Here is an 18749-nt window from a genome sequence, read left to right as displayed (position 1 = left end):
GCGGAGATAAAACAGGCGGTGCGTCACGATACGAAGCGACGCCTGTCTTGCCAGCTCCCGGCCATTGCGCCTATAAAGGCCCATGACTCTTGCCAGGACAACAACAATGAAGACCCATTCCGATGAATTGACCCTGTTCGTGGCCGTGGTGGAGGCGGGCAGTTTTCGCCAGGCGGCGGAGAACCTCGGCATGGACAATTCTGTGGTGAGCCGCGGCATCAAGCGGCTGGAGGAGAAGCTCGCCACGGTGCTGCTCAATCGCACCACCCGGCGGGTCAGCCTGACCGAGGAGGGGCGCTGGTTCTATCAGCGGGCGGTGAAGGTGCTGACCGAGATGAGCGAGGCGGAGAGCCATCTGCTGATGCGCCGGGAACAACCCGAGGGAATACTGAGGGTCGATGCCGCCACCCCCTTCATCCTGCACCGGCTGGTGCCCATCATCGGCGAGTTCCGCCGCCGCTACCCCGGCATAGAGCTGCAACTGCACAGCTCCGAGGGTTTTATCAACCTGATGGAGCGGCGGGTGGACATGGCCATTCGCATCGGCGAGCTGACCGACTCCTCCCTGCGCGCCCTGCCGCTCGGGCGATCCAAGCTGCGGCTGCTGGCCTCTCCCGCCTATCTAAGCGAGCGCGGCACCCCGCGCCAGCCGGCTGACTTGCTGGCGGGCCACGAGCTGCTCGGCTTTTTGCACCCCGATCACCTCAACCACTGGCCCCTGCTCAGCACGGAGCAGGGAGACAGGTTCGCCATCACCCCGACGCTTAGGGCCAGCAGTGGCGAGACCCTGCGCCAGCTGGCGCTCAGAGGTCAGGGGATCGTCTGCCTGTCGGACTTCATGACGGGAGAGGACAGGGCGAGCGGGGCTCTGGTGGAGGTGCTGGCCCGCAGCAACAGCGGCGCCTCGCGCCCCATTCATGCGGTCTTCTACTCCGATGCCCAGCGGGATATCCGGCTGCGGGTCTGGCTCGACTTCCTGAAAGAGCTGCTCGGCGCCGAGGCGTTGTAGAGGGCATGCCGACAGTGCCAACTCCCTCCCGGCCTCCCCCTCCACGAGGGGGAGGGGTCATTTTCTCCCATCCCTTGGCAAGGGGAGGGCTGGGGTAAGGTGCGGTCAGAACACCTGCGCTCGCCAATAAAAAGAGGCCGACATCGCTGTCGGCCTCGTTCGTTTTCATCTCAAGGATGCATCGGCTGCCCGATTAATCCTCTTCCGCCCAGCGGCGTGAGCGTTCGACCGCCTTCTGCCAGCCGCTGTAACGCTTGGCACGATCGGCTTTGTCCATCTGGGGAATGAACTCCCTGTCCACGCTGAACTTGTCTTCCAGCTCTTCTGAGCTCTTCCAGAAGCCGACGGCGAGGCCTGCCAGGAAGGCGGCGCCCATGGCGGTGGTCTCGATGCGGGTCGGACGCACCACAGGGGTGTGCATCATGTCAGCCTGGAACTGCATCAGGAAGTCGTTGGCGACGGCGCCACCGTCTACCTTCAGCGCCGCCAGCTTGATGCCGGAGTCCTGCTGCATGGCATCCAGTACGTCGCGGCTCTGGTAGGCGATGGATTCCAGCGCGGCACGGATGATGTGGTTGCGGTTGGCGCCACGGGTCAGGCCGACCATGGTGCCGCGAGCATAGGGATCCCAGTAGGGGGCGCCCAGGCCCACGAAGGCCGGCACCAGGTAGACGCCGTTGGTGTCGCCCACCTTGCTCGCGAAGTAGTCGGTGTCGCGGGCATCGTGGATGATCTTCAGCTCGTCACGCAGCCACTGGATGGTGGCGCCGCCCATAAAGACAGCCCCTTCCAGCGCATAGTTCACTTCCCCTTTCGGGCCGATGGCGACAGTGGTCAGCAGGCCGTTGCTGGAGCGGACAGGCTCTGTGCCGGTGTTCATCAGCAGGAAGCAGCCGGTGCCATAGGTGTTCTTGGCCATTCCCTTCTCGAAGCAGAGCTGGCCGAACAGGGCAGACTGCTGGTCACCGGCGATGCCGGCGATGGGGATGCGGGAGCCGCCGCCACGGGTGGTGTAGCCATACACCTCGGAGGAGGGTTTGACCTCCGGCAGCATGGAGGCGGGGATGCCCAGCTCGTCCAGCATCCGCTCGTCCCACTTCAGATCGCGGATGTTGTAGAGCATGGTGCGCGACGCGTTGGTCGGGTCGGTGACGTGCACTTCGCCGTTGGTCATCTTCCACACCAGCCAGGTGTCGATGGTGCCGAACAGCAGCTCGCCGTTCATCGCCTTCTCGCGGGCCCCTTCAACGTTGTCCAGGATCCACTTCACCTTGGTGCCGGAGAAGTAGGCGTCCAGCACCAGGCCGGTGTTCTCGCGTACGTACTCTTCCAGGCCGCGGGCCTTGAGTTCTTCACAGATGGCCGCGGTGCGGCGGCACTGCCAGACGATGGCGTTGTAGACGGGCTTGCCGGTGGCCTTTTCCCATACCACTGTGGTTTCACGCTGGTTGGTGATGCCGATGGCGGCAATCTGCTCGCTGTGCAGGCCGCTCTTGGCCAGCACCTCGGTGAAGACGGAGGACTGGGTCGCCCAGATCTCCATGGGGTCGTGCTCGACCCAGCCCGCCTTGGGGTAGTGCTGGGTGAATTCGCGCTGTGAGGTCGCGACTATGTTGGCGTCCTGATCGAACACTATGGCACGGGAGGAGGTGGTACCTTGATCCAGCGCGACGACAAATTTCTTTTCAGCAGACATGATGTTCTCCACGTTTGGGGGGACCGCTCTTAGGCGGCGGCCTCTTCTTTATTGGACAGCTTGGCGGCTTCTTCGGTCGCGACACGGTTGCCCGGGACGCAGGGAGCCAGCACTTTCACATACAGAGCGGTACCCAGCTGGGCGCCGACTATGGGGCCGAGGATGGGGACCCAGAAGTAGGGATTGTCGCGACCGCCGGTCAGGGCCACATCGCCCCAGCCTGCAAAGAAGGCGAACAGTTTGGGACCAAAGTCACGGGCCGGGTTCATGGCAAAGCCGGTCAAGGGGCCGAGGGAGGCGCCGATCACCGCGATCAGTATGCCGATCAGCAGGGCGGCGGCGAAGCCTTTGGGGGCACCGTTGTTGTTGTCACCCAGCGCCATGATGCCCAGCATCAGGACGGCGGTGATCACCAGCTCGACCGCGAATGCCTGCATGTTGGAGAGCAGGGCATTGGGGTAGGTGGAGAAGATGCCAGCGGTGCCGAGGCTCTCTACGCTGCCGCGCACCACGTTGTGGGTCAGTTCCCACTGGGTGAAGAGGTTGCCATAGAGGAAGTAGACCAGGGCGGCGGAGGCGAAGGCACCCGCTATCTGGGCGATGATGAAGGGCACCACCTTGCGCTTGTCGAAGCCGCAGAAGGTCATCAGTGCCAGGGTCACCGCCGGGTTCAGGTGGGCGCCAGAGATGCCGCCGGTCACGTAGATGGCGATGGCGACCCCCAGGCCCCAGGTAATGGAGATTTCCCATTGCCCGAAGTTGGCGCCAGCCAGCACCAGGGCGGCCACGCAACCGACGCCGAAGAAGATCAGCAGGCCGGTGCCGATAAACTCGGCGAGGCACTCGCCGAGCAGGGTATTGGGTCTTTGTATGCTCATAGTTGTTATTCCTTATATCCACCCAGAGTAGGTTTGATGTTCCGTTTCGTTATCTTGCATTCCCATTTTTTGCGTCCGAAAACGTTTCTTCTTGTTATTTGAGCTGACGCAAACGTTATGCTCGTTTGCGCTCGTTCTTGGACGAGAGAGAAAATAAACCTTCTGTGCCAATTCACCAGACCCCCGCCACCGGAAATGTGGACAAGATCCCATTCATTGCTAAGAAAATGTGACGAAAAGCAACTGTTAGCGGTGTTAATACTCCTTAGTGGGTGGCCGCATTCCTTGCCCTGCAAGGGCCGGCGGCCGATGAGCGATCACTCATCAGGTGACATTTTTTGTAATAAAACTGCAATAATTTAGCCTTCATCACAGATTGAATGTTCACAAATGAGCACAATAGGCTCGCTTGCGAATAAGGACTCATCTGGTCGCAGGCATGATCGGGGCACCCTCAACCGCCCATAACAACAATAAGGAAGCAGAACATGCTTAGTCTCTTCAGGCCTGCACCCCACATAGAGCGGCTACCAGCCGACAAGGTGGATCCCTTCTACAAACGCATGCGCTGGCAGGTGTTTTTCGGGATCTTCTTCGGTTATGCCGGCTACTACCTGGTGCGCAAGAACTTCAGTCTGGCGATGCCCTACCTCATCGAGCAGGGCTTCTCCCGCGGCGATCTGGGCCTGGCCCTGTCCGGTGTCTCCATTGCCTATGGTCTCTCCAAATTCCTGATGGGGAACGTGTCGGACCGCTCCAATGCGCGCTACTTCCTCTCCGCCGGCCTGCTGCTCTCGGCCGGCATCATGTTCATGATGGGGACTGTGCACTGGGCTACCTCCAGCATCGCTATCATGTTCGTGCTGCTGTTCCTCAACGGCTGGGTTCAGGGCATGGGCTGGCCGCCCTGTGGTCGCACCATGGTGCACTGGTGGTCACAGAAGGAGCGGGGCGAAGTGGTCGCGGTCTGGAACGTGGCCCACAACGTGGGTGGCGGCATGATAGGTCCGCTGTTCATCCTCGGCATGGGCTGGTTCAACGACTGGCGCAGTGCCTTCTATGTACCGGCTGCGGCCGCCGCCGCCATTGCGGTGATCGCCTTCTTCGTGATGCGTGATACCCCGCAATCCGTGGGTCTGCCGCCCATCGAGGAGTACAAGAACGACTACCCGAAGGATTACAACGAGAGTCACGAGCAGGAGTTCTCCGCCAAGGAGATCTTCATGAAGTACGTGCTGCACAACAAGCTCTTGTGGTACATCGCCATTGCCAACGCCTTCGTCTACCTGATTCGCTATGGCGTGCTGGACTGGGCACCGACCTACCTCAAGGAAGCCAAGGACTTCAGCGTGGATCACTCCTCCTGGGCCTACTTCCTCTATGAGTGGGCCGGTATTCCGGGCACCCTGCTGTGCGGCTGGATCTCTGACAAGATGTTCCAGGGCCGCCGCGCCCCGGCCGGCATACTGTTCATGGTGCTGGTGACCCTGGCCGTGCTGGTCTACTGGCTCAACCCGGCGGGCAACCCCACCATCGACATGATGGCCCTGGTCGCCATCGGCTTCCTCATCTACGGCCCCGTCATGCTGATCGGTCTCTACGCCCTTGAGCTGGCACCCAAGAAGGCGGCCGGTACAGCGGCGGGCTTCACCGGGCTGTTCGGTTATCTGGGTGGCGCCGTGGCGGCCAACGCCATGCTGGGCTACACCGTTGACCACTTCGGCTGGGACGGCGGTTTCATGGTGCTGACCGCATCTTGCGTGCTCTCCATAGTGCTGCTGGCCATGACCCTCAAGCATGAGAACATCGCCGTCGCTGCCAAGAAGGCCGCTGCCGACAAGGCATAAAACGTGATCCTGCCCTTATCAGTCCGAAAAGGGATAGGGTACACTGCCAAAGGCCCCGCAATGCCGGGGCCTTTTTTCGTCTCTCAAGCGGAGTGCAAGCGTGAAGCAAACCCAACGACATCTGGAGATCCTGGACGTTCTGACAAGGCAGGGATTTGTCTCGACCGACGATCTGGTGACCCATTTTGACGTCAGCCCCCAGACCATTCGCCGGGATCTGAACGATCTCGCCGAGCAGAACAAGATAAGGCGCCATCACGGCGGGGCCTCCCTGCATTCGAGTACCGTCAATACCGCCTACAGCGCCCGCAAGGTGATGCAGCTCAAGGAGAAGGAGCGCATCGCTCGCGAGGTGGCCGCCAATATTCCGGACGGCTCGTCCCTCTTCATCGACATCGGCACCACCACGGAAGCCATCGCCCGCGCCCTGCTCGATCACCGGGAGCTGCGCGTGGTCACCAACAACCTCAACGTCGCCAGCATTCTCACCGCCAAGGATGACTTCACCGTCATCATCGCCGGTGGCGAGATCCGCAACCGGGATGGCGGCATAGTGGGGGAGGCGACCCGTGACTTCATCGGCCAGTTCCGCATGGACTATGGCGTCATCGGCATCTCCGGCATCGACAACGACGGCTCATTGCTCGATTTCGACTACCACGAGGTGAAGATCGCCCAGGCCATCATCGCCCATTCCCGCCAGGTGTTCCTGGCCGCCGACCACACCAAGTTCGGGCGCAATGCCATGGTCAACCTCGGCAACCTCAACCAGATCCACGCCCTGTTCACGGATCAGGAGCCGCCGGAGAAGTTGATGCGACTGATGTCCCAGCATCAGATAGCCTGCCACATCTGCTGAGCTCCCCCACGCCGTATTAGCATCAGGCCGCCACCGGGCGGCCGCTTTCTTGTTGCCCTCTATTCAGATTTTGTCCCATGGCGGACGCCTTGCTCCTGCTGCCTTTCCCCATTTGTCCCTGTGCTCTGCTGGTCGCTGCGCGGCTTGAGCTAAAAGCTACGGCGCTCTCCTTATCTTCTGTGGTTGTGCGTGCTTCGGACCCGGATCCTGTGGGCCCGGGCAGCCGCGCCGACATCCGCTGTGGCAGATTCACCCTGACAGGAGGTGCCATGGCAAGGCTCGGGGTGGCATCTTGTCACCTGCTGGCAGCATTTTTAGCATTGTCAGAACAATCGCGATCACATTTCCCTCATAAAATGTTCGTTTATCATTTTTTCATGTTCTAATATGAGCGAAATCAAACATTGCCGGCATGGCAAACACAAAATAAGAAAGTAGGTGAACATGAGCGAACATTATGATCTGGTCGTCGTCGGCGGCGGCATCAACGGGGTCGGCATTGCGGCGGATGCGGCGGGGCGGGGGCTGAAGGTGGCGCTGTTCGAGGCGCAGGATCTCGCCTCGGCCACCTCGTCCAACTCCAGCAAGCTGATCCACGGCGGCTTGCGCTATCTTGAACATTACGAATTCAGGCTGGTGAAAGAGGCGCTGGCGGAGCGGGAGGTGCTGCTCGGCATGGCGCCGCACATCGCCCGTCCCATGCGCTTCCGTCTGCCGCACCGCCCGCACCTGCGTCCGGCCTGGATGATCCGTGCCGGCCTCTTCCTCTACGACAACCTGGCCAAGCGCGACAAGCTCAAGGGCAGCTGCGGCCTGCGCTTCCTGCCGCAAGATGGTCTCAAGAGCGGCATCAACAAGGGCTTCGAGTACTCGGACGCCTGGGTCGACGACGCCCGCCTGGTGGTGCTCAACGCCATGATGGCCCGGGACAAGGGCGCCGAGGTGCAGACCCGCACCCGCTGCGTCAAGGCGGTGCGCGGATCCAAGCACTGGACCCTGACCCTGGAGCGGGAAGGGGGCGAGCAGTTCAATGTCACCTGCCGTGGCCTGGTCAATGCGGCCGGTCCCTGGGTCAAGACCTTCTATGACGAGAGCCTGCACGAGAAATCCCCGCGCGGCATTCGCCTCATCAAGGGCAGCCACATCATAGTGCCGCGCATCCACGAGCGCGAAGAGGCCTATATCCTGCAAAACGAGGACAACCGCATCGTCTTCGTCATCCCCTACCAGCAGGACTACTCCCTGATCGGCACCACGGACGTGGAGCACCATGGCAGCCCGCGGGAGGCGAAGATCAGCGAGGCCGAGATCAATTACCTGTGCAAGGTGGTCAACGCCCACTTCACCCGCCAGATTGCGCCCTCCGAGGTCATCTGGACCTATGCCGGGGTGCGGCCGCTCTGCGATGACGAGTCCGACTCTCCCCAGGCGGTGACCCGCGACTACACCCTCGAGCTCTCCGGCGAATCCGACGGTGCGCCACTCTTGTCGGTGTTTGGCGGCAAGCTCACCACCTATCGCAAGCTGGCCCAGGCCGCCTGCAACAAGCTCAAGCCCTGGTTCAGCCAGATGGGGGATGACTGGACAGCCAGCAGCCGGCTGCCCGGTGGCGAGTTCGACTGCTCCACCACCGAGCTGGCTCGCGCCTACATGCTCGAATTCGACTGGCTGGATGAGCGCAGCGCCCGCCGCATCGCCGAGGCCTATGGCAGTCATGCCCGTCTCTGGCTGCACGAGGAGCGCGGCCAGCACTTTGGTGCCGGGCTGTACGAGTCGGAAGTGCGCTATCTGATCAGCCGCGAGTGGGCCCATTCGATGGAAGACATACTGTGGCGTCGCAGCAAGCTGGGGCTGCGCCTCTGTGATGCCGAGCAACAGCAACTGCACGCCTGGCTGGAGCAACACCATCACGCCCTGCCCAAGGCAAGCTGATGACAAGGCGGGCGGCCCTGGCCGCCCGCCGCCGTTAAACTGCAATAAACCTCTGCTATAACAACTACCTACATCCAATAAACAATAACAAAGAGCCGTTCTTATGAAACAACCTCACCTCTCCCTGGTGGCCCTCGGCCTCGGGGTTGCCCTCGCCTTGCCCGCCCTGGCCGCGGATGACGGCAAGATAGTGATCGCCCACCGTGGCGCCTCCGGCTATCTGCCCGAGCACACCCTGGAATCCAAGGCGCTGGCCTATGGCATGGGGGCCGATTACCTGGAGCAGGATCTGGTGATGACCAGGGATGACCAGCTGGTGGTGATGCACGATCACTTCCTCGACGGCATCACGGACGTGGCGACACGTTTCCCCGGCCGCGCCCGCCCGGACGGACGCTACTACGTGGTGGACTTCACCCTGGCCGAGGTGCACTCCCTGCGCATGACGGAGCCCTTCCAGCTGGTGGAGGGCAAGCAGGTGCCCGTCTATCCGGCCCGCTTCCCGCTGTGGAAGTCCGACTTCAAGATCCACACCTTCCAGGAAGAGATAGAGATGATCCAGGGGCTCAACAAGAGCACCGGCAAAGAGATCGGCATCTACCCGGAGATCAAGGCCCCCTGGCTATTCCGCCATGAGGGCAAGGACATTTCAAGAGCCGTGCTTACCGTGCTCAAGGAGTACGGCTACACCGGCAAGGGCGACAAAGTCTATCTGCAGAGCTTCGATGTGGACGAGCTCAAGCGCATCAACGGCGAGCTGATGCCCGCCTTAGGGATGGACTTGAAGCTGGTGCAGCTGATGGCCGAGACCGACTGGAATGAGACCATGGTTTACGACGCCAAGGGCCAGGCGACCCCCTACAGCTATGACTGGATGTTCAAGCCGGGCGCCATGAAGGAGATCGCCACTTACGCCGACGGCATAGGCCCCTGGAAGCCGATGATAGTCACCGAGCCGGGCACGCTCGGCAAGCCGGTGTTCACCGCCATGGTCAAGGAGGCCCACGCCGCCGGCCTCAAGGTGCACCCTTATACCTTCCGCCAGGATCAGGGGCAGATCCCGGCCTATGCCAAAGACTTCACCGACCTGCTCAACATCTTCCTCTATCAGGCGGATGTGGACGGGGTGTTCAGCGACTTCCCGGACAAGGCGGTGGCGGTCATCAAGGCCCACGGCAAATAATAAAAGAAGAGCAACAGGGGAACGCAAGCGGGGCCAGGTGCCCCGCTTTTTTATGGCGGCAGGCCAGCCCCGGGAGTGATGAGGTGCAGGGTGTAATTATTTGTTTACGTTTTTCGTGGTGCAGGGGGGCTTTGACACGCTACTTTCTGGCTATTTTGGTCACGCAGGTGGTCATTAATCCATCTCTTGATGCAGTAAACCGCTAGTTTCACTTGATTGTTTGTTTTTCCTTGGTAAGGTGAGGGCGGTTGCGTAACAAAGCGCTGACTTGTGTAAATAAATAAATACACCTTGGCGCGATTGGCTTAAATACAGTAGAGAGAATGAGAAAATGCAAAGAGACCCCCTGAACAACATCCATATCCAGTCCGAACAAGTGATGATCACGCCTGCCCAGCTCAAGGAGAAACTACCCATCTCCGATCGCGCGCTGGCATTCGTGCAAGGGGCCCGCAATACCATAGCCGACATCATCCACCGTCGCGATCACCGCTTGCTGGTGATCTGTGGACCCTGCTCCATCCACGACATGGACGCCGCCAAAGAGTACGCAACCAGACTCAAAGCGCTGCATGATGCCTACCAGGACTCTCTCTACATTGTCATGCGGGTCTACTTTGAGAAGCCACGCACCACTGTCGGCTGGAAGGGCTTTATCAATGACCCGAACCTTGATGGCACCTTCGACGTGGAGCTGGGGCTGCACCGCGCCCGCGAGCTGCTCTGCTGGCTGGCGGAGCTGGAACTGCCGCTGGCCACCGAGGCCCTCGATCCCATCAGCCCCCAATACCTGGCGGAGCTCTTCTCCTGGTCGGCCATAGGCGCCCGTACTACAGAATCCCAGACCCACAGGGAGATGGCTTCCGGCCTCTCCATGCCGGTCGGCTTCAAGAACGGCACAGACGGTAACCTCGGCACCGCCATCAATGCGCTGCAGGCGGCCTCCAGCCCCCACGCCTTCATGGGGATCAACCAGCAGGGCCAGGTCGCGCTGCTGCAGACCCAGGGCAACCCGGATGGCCACGTGATACTGCGTGGTGGCAAGCACCCGAACTACGACTCGGTCAATGTGTCGTTGGCGGAAGAGGCGCTGGAGAAGGCGGGCCTGCTGCCCGGTCTGGTGGTGGATTGCAGCCACGGCAACTCCAGCAAGGATCACCGCCTGCAGCCCAAGGTGGCCGACAACGTGATCCACCAGATCCAGGAGGGCAACCGCTCCATCATCGGAGTGATGCTCGAATCAAACCTGTTCGAGGGCAACCAGTCCAGCGAGCAGCCCAAGTGCGAGATGCGCTACGGCGTCTCCATCACCGATGCCTGCATCGACTGGGAGACCACGGCAACCCTGCTGGCCCGCTGCCACAGCCAGCTGGCGGCGCCGCTCAAGAGCAGAACCGCGCTGTAAGTCGTGGTATCTTGTCGTAACTGATTGAACCATAGAGGTATCACTGCCCACGCAGTGATACCTTGTTGCCTCTTGAATCACAGGGCGCCGCCGCCAGCGGCGCCGGCAGGGACTGGATATGGCTGAAGAGTTGAATGCCCTCAGGGACAAGATAGATGTGGTGGACAAGCAGCTGATCGATCTGCTGGCCGCCCGTCTGGCCCTGGTGGGGGAAGTGGGTGAAGTGAAGAGCCGCCACGGCCTGCCCATCTATGCGCCGGACAGGGAGGCGAGCATGCTGGCACGCCGCCGGGCCGAGGCCGAACTGCTGGGGGTGCCCGGCGATCTCATCGAAGACGTGTTGCGCCGGGTGATGCGCGAGTCCTACATCCTCGAGTCGGCCAGCGAAAAAGAGAACCACTTCAAGTGCATGAAGCCGGATCTTGGCAAGGTGGTGATCATAGGCGGCCAGGGTCAGCTTGGCCGCTTGTTCGGCCAGATGTTCGGCCTCTCCGGTTACCGGGTCGAGAGCCTGGAGCAGGGGGACTGGCCGCGCTCTGACGAGATCCTCGCCGATGCGGGTCTGGTGATGGTGGCGGTGCCCATCGACATCACCTGCCAGATCATCGACCGGCTCGGCAAGCTGCCTGCGGATTGCCTGCTGGTGGACGTCACCAGCGTGAAGGCGGCACCGCTCGAGCACATGCTGGCAGTGCACCAGGGGCCTGTCTTGGGGCTGCACCCCATGTTCGGGCCGGATGTGGCGAGCCTTGCCAAGCAGGTGATCGTCTGCTGTCAGGGCCGTGACGCTGCTGCCAGCCAGTGGCTGCTGGATCAGATGACCATCTGGGGCGCACGGCTGCAGCAGGTGGAGGCCAAGGCTCACGACGAGGCCATGACCCTCATTCAGGCGCTGCGCCACTTCGCCACCTTCGCCTACGGCTGGCACCTCTCCCGGGAGCAGGCCAACATCGACCGTCTGCTGGCCCTGAGTTCCCCCATCTACCGGCTGGAGCTCGCCATGGTGGGGCGGCTGTTTGCCCAGGATCCCCACCTCTATGCCGACATCATATTGTCGTCACCGCAGAACCTCGCGATGATCCGCCGCTACTACCAGAACTTTGGTGAAGCGCTGGGGCTGCTGGAGCGGGGGGACAGAGCCGGCTTCATCGAGGCCTTCTCGCAAGTGTCCGGCTTCTTCGGCGAACATGCCGACGAGTTCCTGCGGGAGAGCCGCACCCTGCTGGCCCAGGCCAACGACCGCCGTCACCACGACTGATGGCACGCATCCATAACAAAGGGGCCTCTTGGCCCCTTTTTTCATGTTGGTCAGGCTGAAGCCCGGCTACTCGGCGGATGGCAGCCGCAGATCGGCGCCATCCCAACCCAGCGGCAGGGTGAGCAGCTGATCGATCAGCTCCCGACGATCGGATTTCTCCAGATAGGCGAGGTAGAGCGGGCGGCTCAGCGCCTGCCCCCCTTCCACCAGGTGCAGTTGTCCCTGCTCCAGGAAGGGGCTCACCATGCGCCGCGGCAGATAGGCGGCGCCCCCATTGGCCAGCACGAACTGCAGCGCCATGCTGGCTGAGCTCGAGTGCAGCACAGGGGTCTTCTGCAGGCTCTGCAACCGGCTCGAGGGCGGCTCGAAACTGGTGCCCCAGTCGAGGTGAATATGGGGCATCTGCATCAGGCTGTCGGCATTGGCGGCCGGCTCCCGGCTCACCAGCTCGAACACCAGCTCGCCTATGGGGTGCAGGGCTATCTCGTCTATCTTGGTCGGCTCCGAGAGCAGGGCGAGATCGAGGGAGCGCTCCAGCAACTGGCGGCACAGGTGCTCGCGGGAGGCGGTCTCGAGCCGCACTGCCAGGCCGGGGGCCAGCGCATAGACATGGTTGAGCCAGTCATTGAAGTCGAGCTCCCAGAACACCGCGGGCGCGCCTATGGCGAGCTGCTGACTGAAACCGGGGGAGAGGGCCACGTCCTGCTTGGCGCGGCCTAGCGTGTGCAAGATGGCGTCTGCATAGGGCAGCAGACGCTCACCTGAGGCGGTCAGACGGATGTTGTTGCGATGGCGGGCAAACAGGCTGACCCCGAGTTGCTGCTCGAGCTGGCGGATCCGAAAGCTCACCGCCGACTGGGTCAGGTAGAGATTCTCGGCAGCCCGGCCAAAGTGCCGGGTCTTGCTGACCTCGATAAAGGTCCGAAGCAGCTCGGTATCCATTAATCGAGGGACTCGTCGCTGCCACCGCCGCCACCGCCTTCAAAGCTGCCGCCCGCATCTTCATTGGCGCCACCCGCGACTGTGCACAGACGGTGCACCCGCTTGGGACCAATCACCTTAAGGTACTTGAACCACACCTTGGCGTGGGGGTTGCTGCCGGCTGCGCCAGACTTGACCTGCTCGATGAAGGCACTTTCTACGTCATCGCGTGGGGCCAGGTTGCCCTGATAGAGCGCCAGCATCACAGTGCCATATTTTTCCAGACTGTCAGCTTCGGCCACGGTGAATTCGCCACTGCGACGCAGGCCACGGGGAAAATGTTTGAAGTCGTTGAAACGCTTGTCTGATTCGAAGCTCATAGTGCTCTTGTTCTGGTTAGTTTGACCTTTGCGGGCAAGTATCATCAGGCCGTCGCAGAGTGCAAAATCAATTTTCTTACTATGTTAATAAATATCTTTTATCGAACAGCCTTTGTCTCATCCTGGGGGAGAATTTTGCGGTCTGCAGCACAAAAAGCCTGAAAAATAGTGGAGTTATGTCAGGTTTTGTACAGCTGGACCCGCTCTCTGCAGGGTGAAAACCATAAAATAAAGGCGCCATACGGCGCCCTTGTTTGTTCATGAATTGGCTGAACCTGAGCGTCGGGCACTCATTCAATCATGGCTGGCTGGGCCAGGTTGTCGGCACGCCACAGACGGTAGCGCACTTCATACTCCTGGGGCACATAGATGACGAACGGCAGCTTGGAGTTGTAGTTCACGAAGAAGCCCTGACCATAGATCTGGACGAAGCTCTCTTTCTTCTGGCCATCCGGGCAGGCCATCAGGGTGCTGACGGGACCCGAGACCTGGCCCAGGGTCAGGTAGTTGTAGCCCCAGCCCTTGACACTGTGCTGCTCCAGGTTGCCGGCGAAGCGGGGCAGGTTGCAGTCCACCAGCATCTTCTTGCCCACTTGCAGCTCGACCATCATGTCGGCTTCGTTCTCGACTTCCGGCAGGCGGATCACGACACGTTCCTGGTTCACTTCGGCGGCAGGGAACATGCTGATATCAAATTTTTTCGGTTCGGCGGCGAAGGCATGGCCGCCCAGTAACAAGGCGCCCAGCAGGCTAAAACGCAATACGGTTTTCATCTGTACCTCATGGGATTGGTTCAACGCCGCTAGACTAACCGCTCTGCCGGTTTCACGCCAGCGCTCCGGCGCGCAAAACCGGCCTGAACCGGCACAGAGTGACGTAATTTGATGCTTTTTTGACGCCTTCCACCACAAAGGGGCCATTCGGGAGTAAACCGGGCAGGGGAGTCCCCGCCCGGACGGCTCACCTTACCAGCAGCACCTGCTTTGCCCAGGAACCGGGGGCCCGCATGCCGACGGCGCCACTGGTGATGTCCAGATAGGCGACGCCCTTGCTGGCGGGTACCGGAGTCGAGGACCAGAGGTAGACGTAGCCGTCGTTCACCTCCTTGCCGTCACCGGCCATGGCGCGGGGGAAGAGGGTTTCGTTGAGGGCGGGTTTGTAGCAGGCGGACTCCAGTATGCTGGTGAGTTCCTTGATGGTCGGCAGGCGCCAATCGGTGTGGCCGCCGAAACCGTGGAGGGCATGGCTCGGCTCGGTGCGAATCCGCTCTGCGGTCAGCAGGGCCTGTTGCCAGTAGAGCCGGGTCGGCTCGCCGCTGCAGCTCCCATTCTGCCAGGTCTGACCGAGCTGGCAGCGCATCCAGGTGAGGCCGGAGGCCCTGTCGGTGACTGTGCCGTTGCCGCGATCCAGGAAGCGGGAGCTGGGGCTGGTGCGCGGCAGGCTGTCGTCGCAGATGGCGATGGCCAGTGCCAGGGGGCTGCACAGGGTGAGCAGCAGGGTCAGAAGATAGTGGTTCATCGGGTTACCTCGGCCACCAGTCGCAGTTGCAGACCGTTGGCATCATCGCTGTTTTGAACTGTGGTGGCGTAGTCGGTGCCGGCATCCTCGCCGAGGAAGATGTGGGCAATGGCGCTCAGGGGGGCGCTCTCGAGGCGCCGGGACGGGGTCAGGGTCTGGCTCCAGTAGTAGCCGCTGAAATCCTTGGTCGTGGTGCTGACGTCGGGGAAGTAGCGCACATCCAGGGTGACGAGCTGACCATCCTGATGGGCGAGGGAGCCGTAATGCTGCAGGCTCATCAACTCGCGGGAGTGGGGCAGACGCCAGCCCTGGATGCCGCACAGCTGTTGGGTGTCGAGCCACTGACGATACTGCTCTGTGGTGCAGATAGCCTCCCCCTGGGGGCAGGCGTAGTCCAGCTCCTCCTGGGTGGGCGCATAGTCGCCGAGGGCCCAGGCGAAGGTGCGGTGCTTGTCTCGCGGACTGTCCGGATCATCGAGCTTCTTCTCCCAGATGAGGCCGGTATTGAGATCCTCCACGCACTCCCAGTCGGGGGCATTGTCCGCCAGGGGCTGCCCCTTGCCGTCCAGCTTGCGATAGCGCAGGGGCGCCTGGCCCAGGCTCGCCTCCTGGCCCGGGTGATCGGCAGGCTCCTGGGTCAGCAGGTAATCCGCCCCGTCCGTGTAGGTGGTGACGCCGCCGGCGGTCACCAGGGCCCGGGGTTGCTGCTGCATCAGCACTGTGGCGAGCCTGGCCTGCTGGCTCAGGAGCTCGGGGCTGGCGGCAAAGTGCCGGGCGAGCTCGGGCAGCAGGGTGACCAGCCCCTGCCAGATCTGGCGCTGGCGCTCGCCGGTGGCGAGAGCGGGCAAGGTGGCGGCGTCATCGCGTGCCGCCAGGGCGAGCGCTTCCAGTGCCCTGTTGAACTCCTCCTGTTGCGCCAGGGCCACGAGTCCCTGACCCGGTTGCAGCGGCGCCAGGGCGAGCAGCAGCTCGGCCAGGGCCTGGGCCGGCGGGATCCCGTCCGCGATCCGGGTCTGCAACAGCGTGCTCAAGGGGGTGGGGGTGAGGTGCTGATCATCCAGGCGCGCCGCCGGGTGGGTCAGGGTCAGGGCGCCCGGATCCCGGGGGATGAACAGCAAGGGGCTGGTGAGCAGGCCGGGGGCGCTGGTGCTCAGTTGGCGGGCACCGGCCTCGCCACTGACCAAGGGCTCGCCGGGCTCGCAGCTGTCGTTCTGGTTCAGGTTGGAGCACAGGGTGCCCGCTGCGGGCAGGTTGACCCTCAGACGGTAGTCGGGGGGGGTCAGGGGCGCCTCGTCGGATCCACCACCGCCACAGGCGCTCAGCAGGGGGGCCAGCAGGCAGGCCAGCGGTGTCATTCTCATCTTCATTTCTTGTCCTTGGAGGGGCCTCGGCCCCTCTTTGTTTCTACAGGGATGGATCAGCCGCGACGGCGGAGGCGGCGCCAGAGGGTCAGCGGCAGCAGCCAGAGCAGGTTGACAGTGCCGCCCCCGCTGCTGTCCGCGGTGTCGAAGTGGATGATGCCGTCATCCGGCGGGGCGACGGGCTCACCACACTGGGCGCCGATGCGCTGGCTGATGCTCCAGCCGTTGATGCGCCCCTGGTTGCCTGGCTTGCTGTCCACCACTTCCAGGGTCCAGCGACCGGCCAGCGGCTCTCCCACCAGGGGAGTGAAGGGTTGCAGGGGCAGCAGCTCGGTGGGGAAGATCCCTTTGAGCCGCGGCAACGGGCTGTACCCCTTGTCCCAGATCTGGATGCGGGTACCTGAGGGGGAGTTGAGCCAGATCTCCAGCTCATCGAGGGCCTGGTGCTGCAAGTCCAGGTTCAGTTGCAGGCGATCGCTCACCCGGGCGTCGCTCTTCTCCTGCACCAGGCTGGTTTCGCTGATGCCGCGCACCTCCTCGCTCTGGGCATCCTTGAGGGCCAGCGGCTGGCCGTTGGCCCGGCTGATGACGGGGGTGCCTATGGGCAGGGTGAGCGACTGCTGCCACTGACGCTCGGTCGGGCTGGTGCCGCTCATGGCGAGGCTTATCGGCAGGCTCACCTCGTCGCCACAGGCCAGCGGGCTGGTGGCCAGCAGCCGCAGGGTGGCGATGGTGCTGGCGCCGGCCGCCAGTGTGGTCGCTGACCAGGCCAGGGGATCGGCCTGCAAGCCGGCGGGCAGGGACAGGGTCAGGGCGTTGAGGGTCACCGGAGCGCTGCCGGGGTTGCTCAGGTTCAGTTGCACCGACTGGCGCTGATCCAGCACCAGGGCGTTGCCCTCTACCAGGGCGACGTTGACGGGCGCCTGCAACAGGCCGTGCTGGCGGAAGGCCTGCTCCAGATGGCGGGCATAGGCGCGCGCCGGGTAGAGCCGGGCTGCCGTGTCCACTGTGATGCGGGCCAGTTGCGGCATGCGGATGGCCGGGCCCAGCCCGAAGTGGGATTCGATGATGACGCGGTCAAACTCGTCCCGCGCCCCTTCGCCATGCTCGGCCACCGACGCCAGCAGGGCCTGGAACAGCGGTGTGCCCCACAGCTGATCCCCGCTGCTGCCGTTGATGGTGCGGTGGGCCGGGTAGTTGTAGTCCGGGTGGTAGCGGGCCCGAGCATCGTCCAGCTGGCGCGGGGTGCGGTCGGTGAAGCGGGCATCCCAGTTGAACACCATGGCGGGCTCGAACTGGCGGCCCGCCTCGCTGCGCTGGCGATGGCTGGCGGCCAGGAAGTCGCCGAAGCCCTCGCCGATGGCGCCCCAGTCACCCTCTTCCCCGAGATCCGGCAGGATGTGGTGCTGCACGCCGTGGCCGAACTCGTGCCAGATGACCATGGGATCCTCGGCATCGGGGACACCGCTGCGACCCAGCTCCAGCCTGCGCTCGAACGGATCGTAGAGGGAGTTGTCCTGGTAGCCTGCGTCCGTGTCGATGTCGAGGGCACCGGGGATGAGGTCGGTGAAGCCGAGCGCCTTGAGGTGGCGCTGGGCCAAGTCCAGGTGGTAGTAGGCGTTGATGTCGGCAAAGCCTGGATCGTCCCGGGTCAGGCGAAAGGCCTGCTGGTTGTCTGCCCCGTAGGGGGCAGTAGTGGGCTCGATGGCATCCACCACTCGAGCATGGGGGCCGCTCAGCACATAGTCAGTGCCCAGCAGGGTGACCGGCAGTTCCACCTTGTCCTGATAGGCGGCATCCGCCAGCACCAGGGCCTCATGCCAGATCAGGCTGGCGTCTTGCAGCTGGGTGCGGGGATCGGGATCGAACACCCGCGCCAGGACCCGCTGATCCCCCGCCTCTGGGGTGCGCACCGCCTGGGTGCTTGCCTGATCCCCCCAGCGGCCAAGTTCGCGATCGCCGTCGCAACTGGCAAACAGCTGGACTCGGCTGGCCTTGGCATTGCCCGCCTTGTGCTCGCTCACCCGCTGGCGCAGGGCCGGCACCAGGGTGTCGCCGTCACGCCAGTACCAGGCTTCGACCTGTCCCAGCGGCGCTATCTGGCTGCCGTCGGCGCGCAACTGGTCCAGCAGGGGATCCAGGCTGGTGTTGGCATCGCAGCCGGGCGCTGCGCTCTGCAGTGGGCGCAGATTGTGATAGAGGCGCCAGGGTCTGCCGGCGCTGTCTATGCTGACGGCGGCCTGGGTGGTGGCCACCGGCAGGCCGTTGACCAGCATGCGGAAGCTATGGTGGTGGCCGAGCAGGCTGGCCCTGTCGTAGTCGGGGGCGAGGGTCACGCCGAGGCGCTGCTCCAGCCAGGCCTGGGGCGTGGTGGTCAGGGGTTGTTCATCGACAAACTGCAGCTCGGCCGCCAGCAGGGGTTGGGCGAGCAGGGTCGCCGCCAGCCAGAGGGCTAGGGAGGAGGGTTTCATGGGTGACTCCAAAACAGAAAAGGTGAATGGG

At 62.8% G+C, this 18749-nt stretch carries 15 protein-coding genes; 7 read left to right on the top strand and 8 right to left on the bottom strand.

Annotation, left to right across the window (positions count from 1 at the left end):
- The first annotated feature begins 106 nt into the window (after positions 1-106).
- A complete protein-coding gene (locus tag WIR04_RS13345; RefSeq protein ID WP_338887543.1) occupies positions 107-1009 on the top strand; it encodes a LysR substrate-binding domain-containing protein in 903 nt (300 codons plus the stop codon).
- 193 nt (positions 1010-1202) lie between these two features.
- Here WIR04_RS13345 and glpK read toward each other — a convergent pair whose 3' ends face one another.
- Together glpK and WIR04_RS13335 are read right to left on the bottom strand one after the other, a co-directional pair.
- On the bottom strand, positions 1203-2705 hold the full coding sequence (gene glpK, locus WIR04_RS13340; RefSeq protein WP_025326461.1) for a glycerol kinase GlpK: 1503 nt from the start codon (positions 2703-2705) through the stop codon (positions 1203-1205).
- A gap of 29 nt (positions 2706-2734) precedes the next feature.
- The gene (locus WIR04_RS13335) at positions 2735-3583 is read right to left on the bottom strand and encodes an MIP/aquaporin family protein (protein WP_042648340.1); all 849 of its coding nucleotides are present in this window, start codon (positions 3581-3583) and stop codon (positions 2735-2737) included.
- A gap of 488 nt (positions 3584-4071) precedes the next feature.
- Between WIR04_RS13335 and glpT the strand changes: the two genes are divergently transcribed.
- The 6 genes from glpT (at position 4072) to tyrA (ending at position 12067) form a co-directional block, all read left to right on the top strand.
- The gene (glpT, locus tag WIR04_RS13330) at positions 4072-5430 is read left to right on the top strand and encodes a glycerol-3-phosphate transporter (RefSeq protein ID WP_338887538.1); all 1359 of its coding nucleotides are present in this window, start codon (positions 4072-4074) and stop codon (positions 5428-5430) included.
- Between the two features lie 100 nt (positions 5431-5530).
- Complete coding sequence (locus WIR04_RS13325; RefSeq protein ID WP_005328190.1) at positions 5531-6289, top strand: DeoR/GlpR family transcriptional regulator; 759 nt, start codon at positions 5531-5533, stop codon at positions 6287-6289.
- Between the two features lie 444 nt (positions 6290-6733).
- Positions 6734-8221, top strand: coding sequence for a glycerol-3-phosphate dehydrogenase (gene glpD, locus WIR04_RS13320; RefSeq protein WP_338887537.1), 1488 nt, complete (start codon positions 6734-6736; stop codon positions 8219-8221).
- 103 nt (positions 8222-8324) lie between these two features.
- On the top strand, positions 8325-9404 hold the full coding sequence (gene glpQ, locus WIR04_RS13315; protein WP_338887536.1) for a glycerophosphodiester phosphodiesterase: 1080 nt from the start codon (positions 8325-8327) through the stop codon (positions 9402-9404).
- 331 nt (positions 9405-9735) lie between these two features.
- Positions 9736-10809 carry a 3-deoxy-7-phosphoheptulonate synthase gene (locus tag WIR04_RS13310; RefSeq protein ID WP_338887535.1) on the top strand — a complete coding sequence of 358 codons (1074 nt, stop codon included), beginning with the start codon at positions 9736-9738 and terminating at the stop codon, positions 10807-10809.
- A 118-nt stretch (positions 10810-10927) separates the two neighbouring features.
- Positions 10928-12067: a bifunctional chorismate mutase/prephenate dehydrogenase gene (gene tyrA, locus WIR04_RS13305; protein WP_338887533.1), complete on the top strand. Its 1140-nt coding sequence runs from the start codon at positions 10928-10930 to the stop codon at positions 12065-12067.
- Between the two features lie 66 nt (positions 12068-12133).
- Here the strand turns inward: tyrA and hdfR are convergent, their stop codons facing one another.
- The 6 genes from hdfR to WIR04_RS13275 form a co-directional block, all read right to left on the bottom strand.
- Complete coding sequence (gene hdfR, locus WIR04_RS13300; protein ID WP_025326467.1) at positions 12134-13009, bottom strand: HTH-type transcriptional regulator HdfR; 876 nt, start codon at positions 13007-13009, stop codon at positions 12134-12136.
- On the bottom strand, positions 13009-13368 hold the full coding sequence (maoP, locus tag WIR04_RS13295; RefSeq protein ID WP_005328181.1) for a DUF413 domain-containing protein: 360 nt from the start codon (positions 13366-13368) through the stop codon (positions 13009-13011). The genes hdfR and maoP overlap by 1 nt, the downstream gene beginning before the upstream one ends.
- Positions 13369-13658: 290 nt before the next feature.
- On the bottom strand, positions 13659-14141 hold the full coding sequence (eco, locus tag WIR04_RS13290) for a serine protease inhibitor ecotin (RefSeq protein WP_005328180.1): 483 nt from the start codon (positions 14139-14141) through the stop codon (positions 13659-13661).
- Positions 14142-14328: 187 nt separating this feature from the next.
- The gene (locus WIR04_RS13285; RefSeq protein WP_338887529.1) at positions 14329-14886 is read right to left on the bottom strand and encodes a DUF1566 domain-containing protein; all 558 of its coding nucleotides are present in this window, start codon (positions 14884-14886) and stop codon (positions 14329-14331) included.
- Positions 14883-16241, bottom strand: coding sequence for a DUF1566 domain-containing protein (locus WIR04_RS13280; protein WP_338892571.1), 1359 nt, complete (start codon positions 16239-16241; stop codon positions 14883-14885). The genes WIR04_RS13285 and WIR04_RS13280 overlap by 4 nt, the downstream gene beginning before the upstream one ends.
- Positions 16242-16303: 62 nt before the next feature.
- The gene (locus WIR04_RS13275) at positions 16304-18718 is read right to left on the bottom strand and encodes a proprotein convertase P-domain-containing protein (RefSeq protein WP_338887527.1); all 2415 of its coding nucleotides are present in this window, start codon (positions 18716-18718) and stop codon (positions 16304-16306) included.
- Positions 18719-18749: the final 31 nt, after the last annotated feature.

Source organism: Aeromonas rivipollensis (assembly GCF_037811135.1).
Lineage (GTDB): Bacteria > Pseudomonadota > Gammaproteobacteria > Enterobacterales > Aeromonadaceae > Aeromonas > Aeromonas rivipollensis.
Note: the sequence above shows the minus strand (reverse complement) of the source record. Positions and strands in the feature narration are given on the sequence as shown.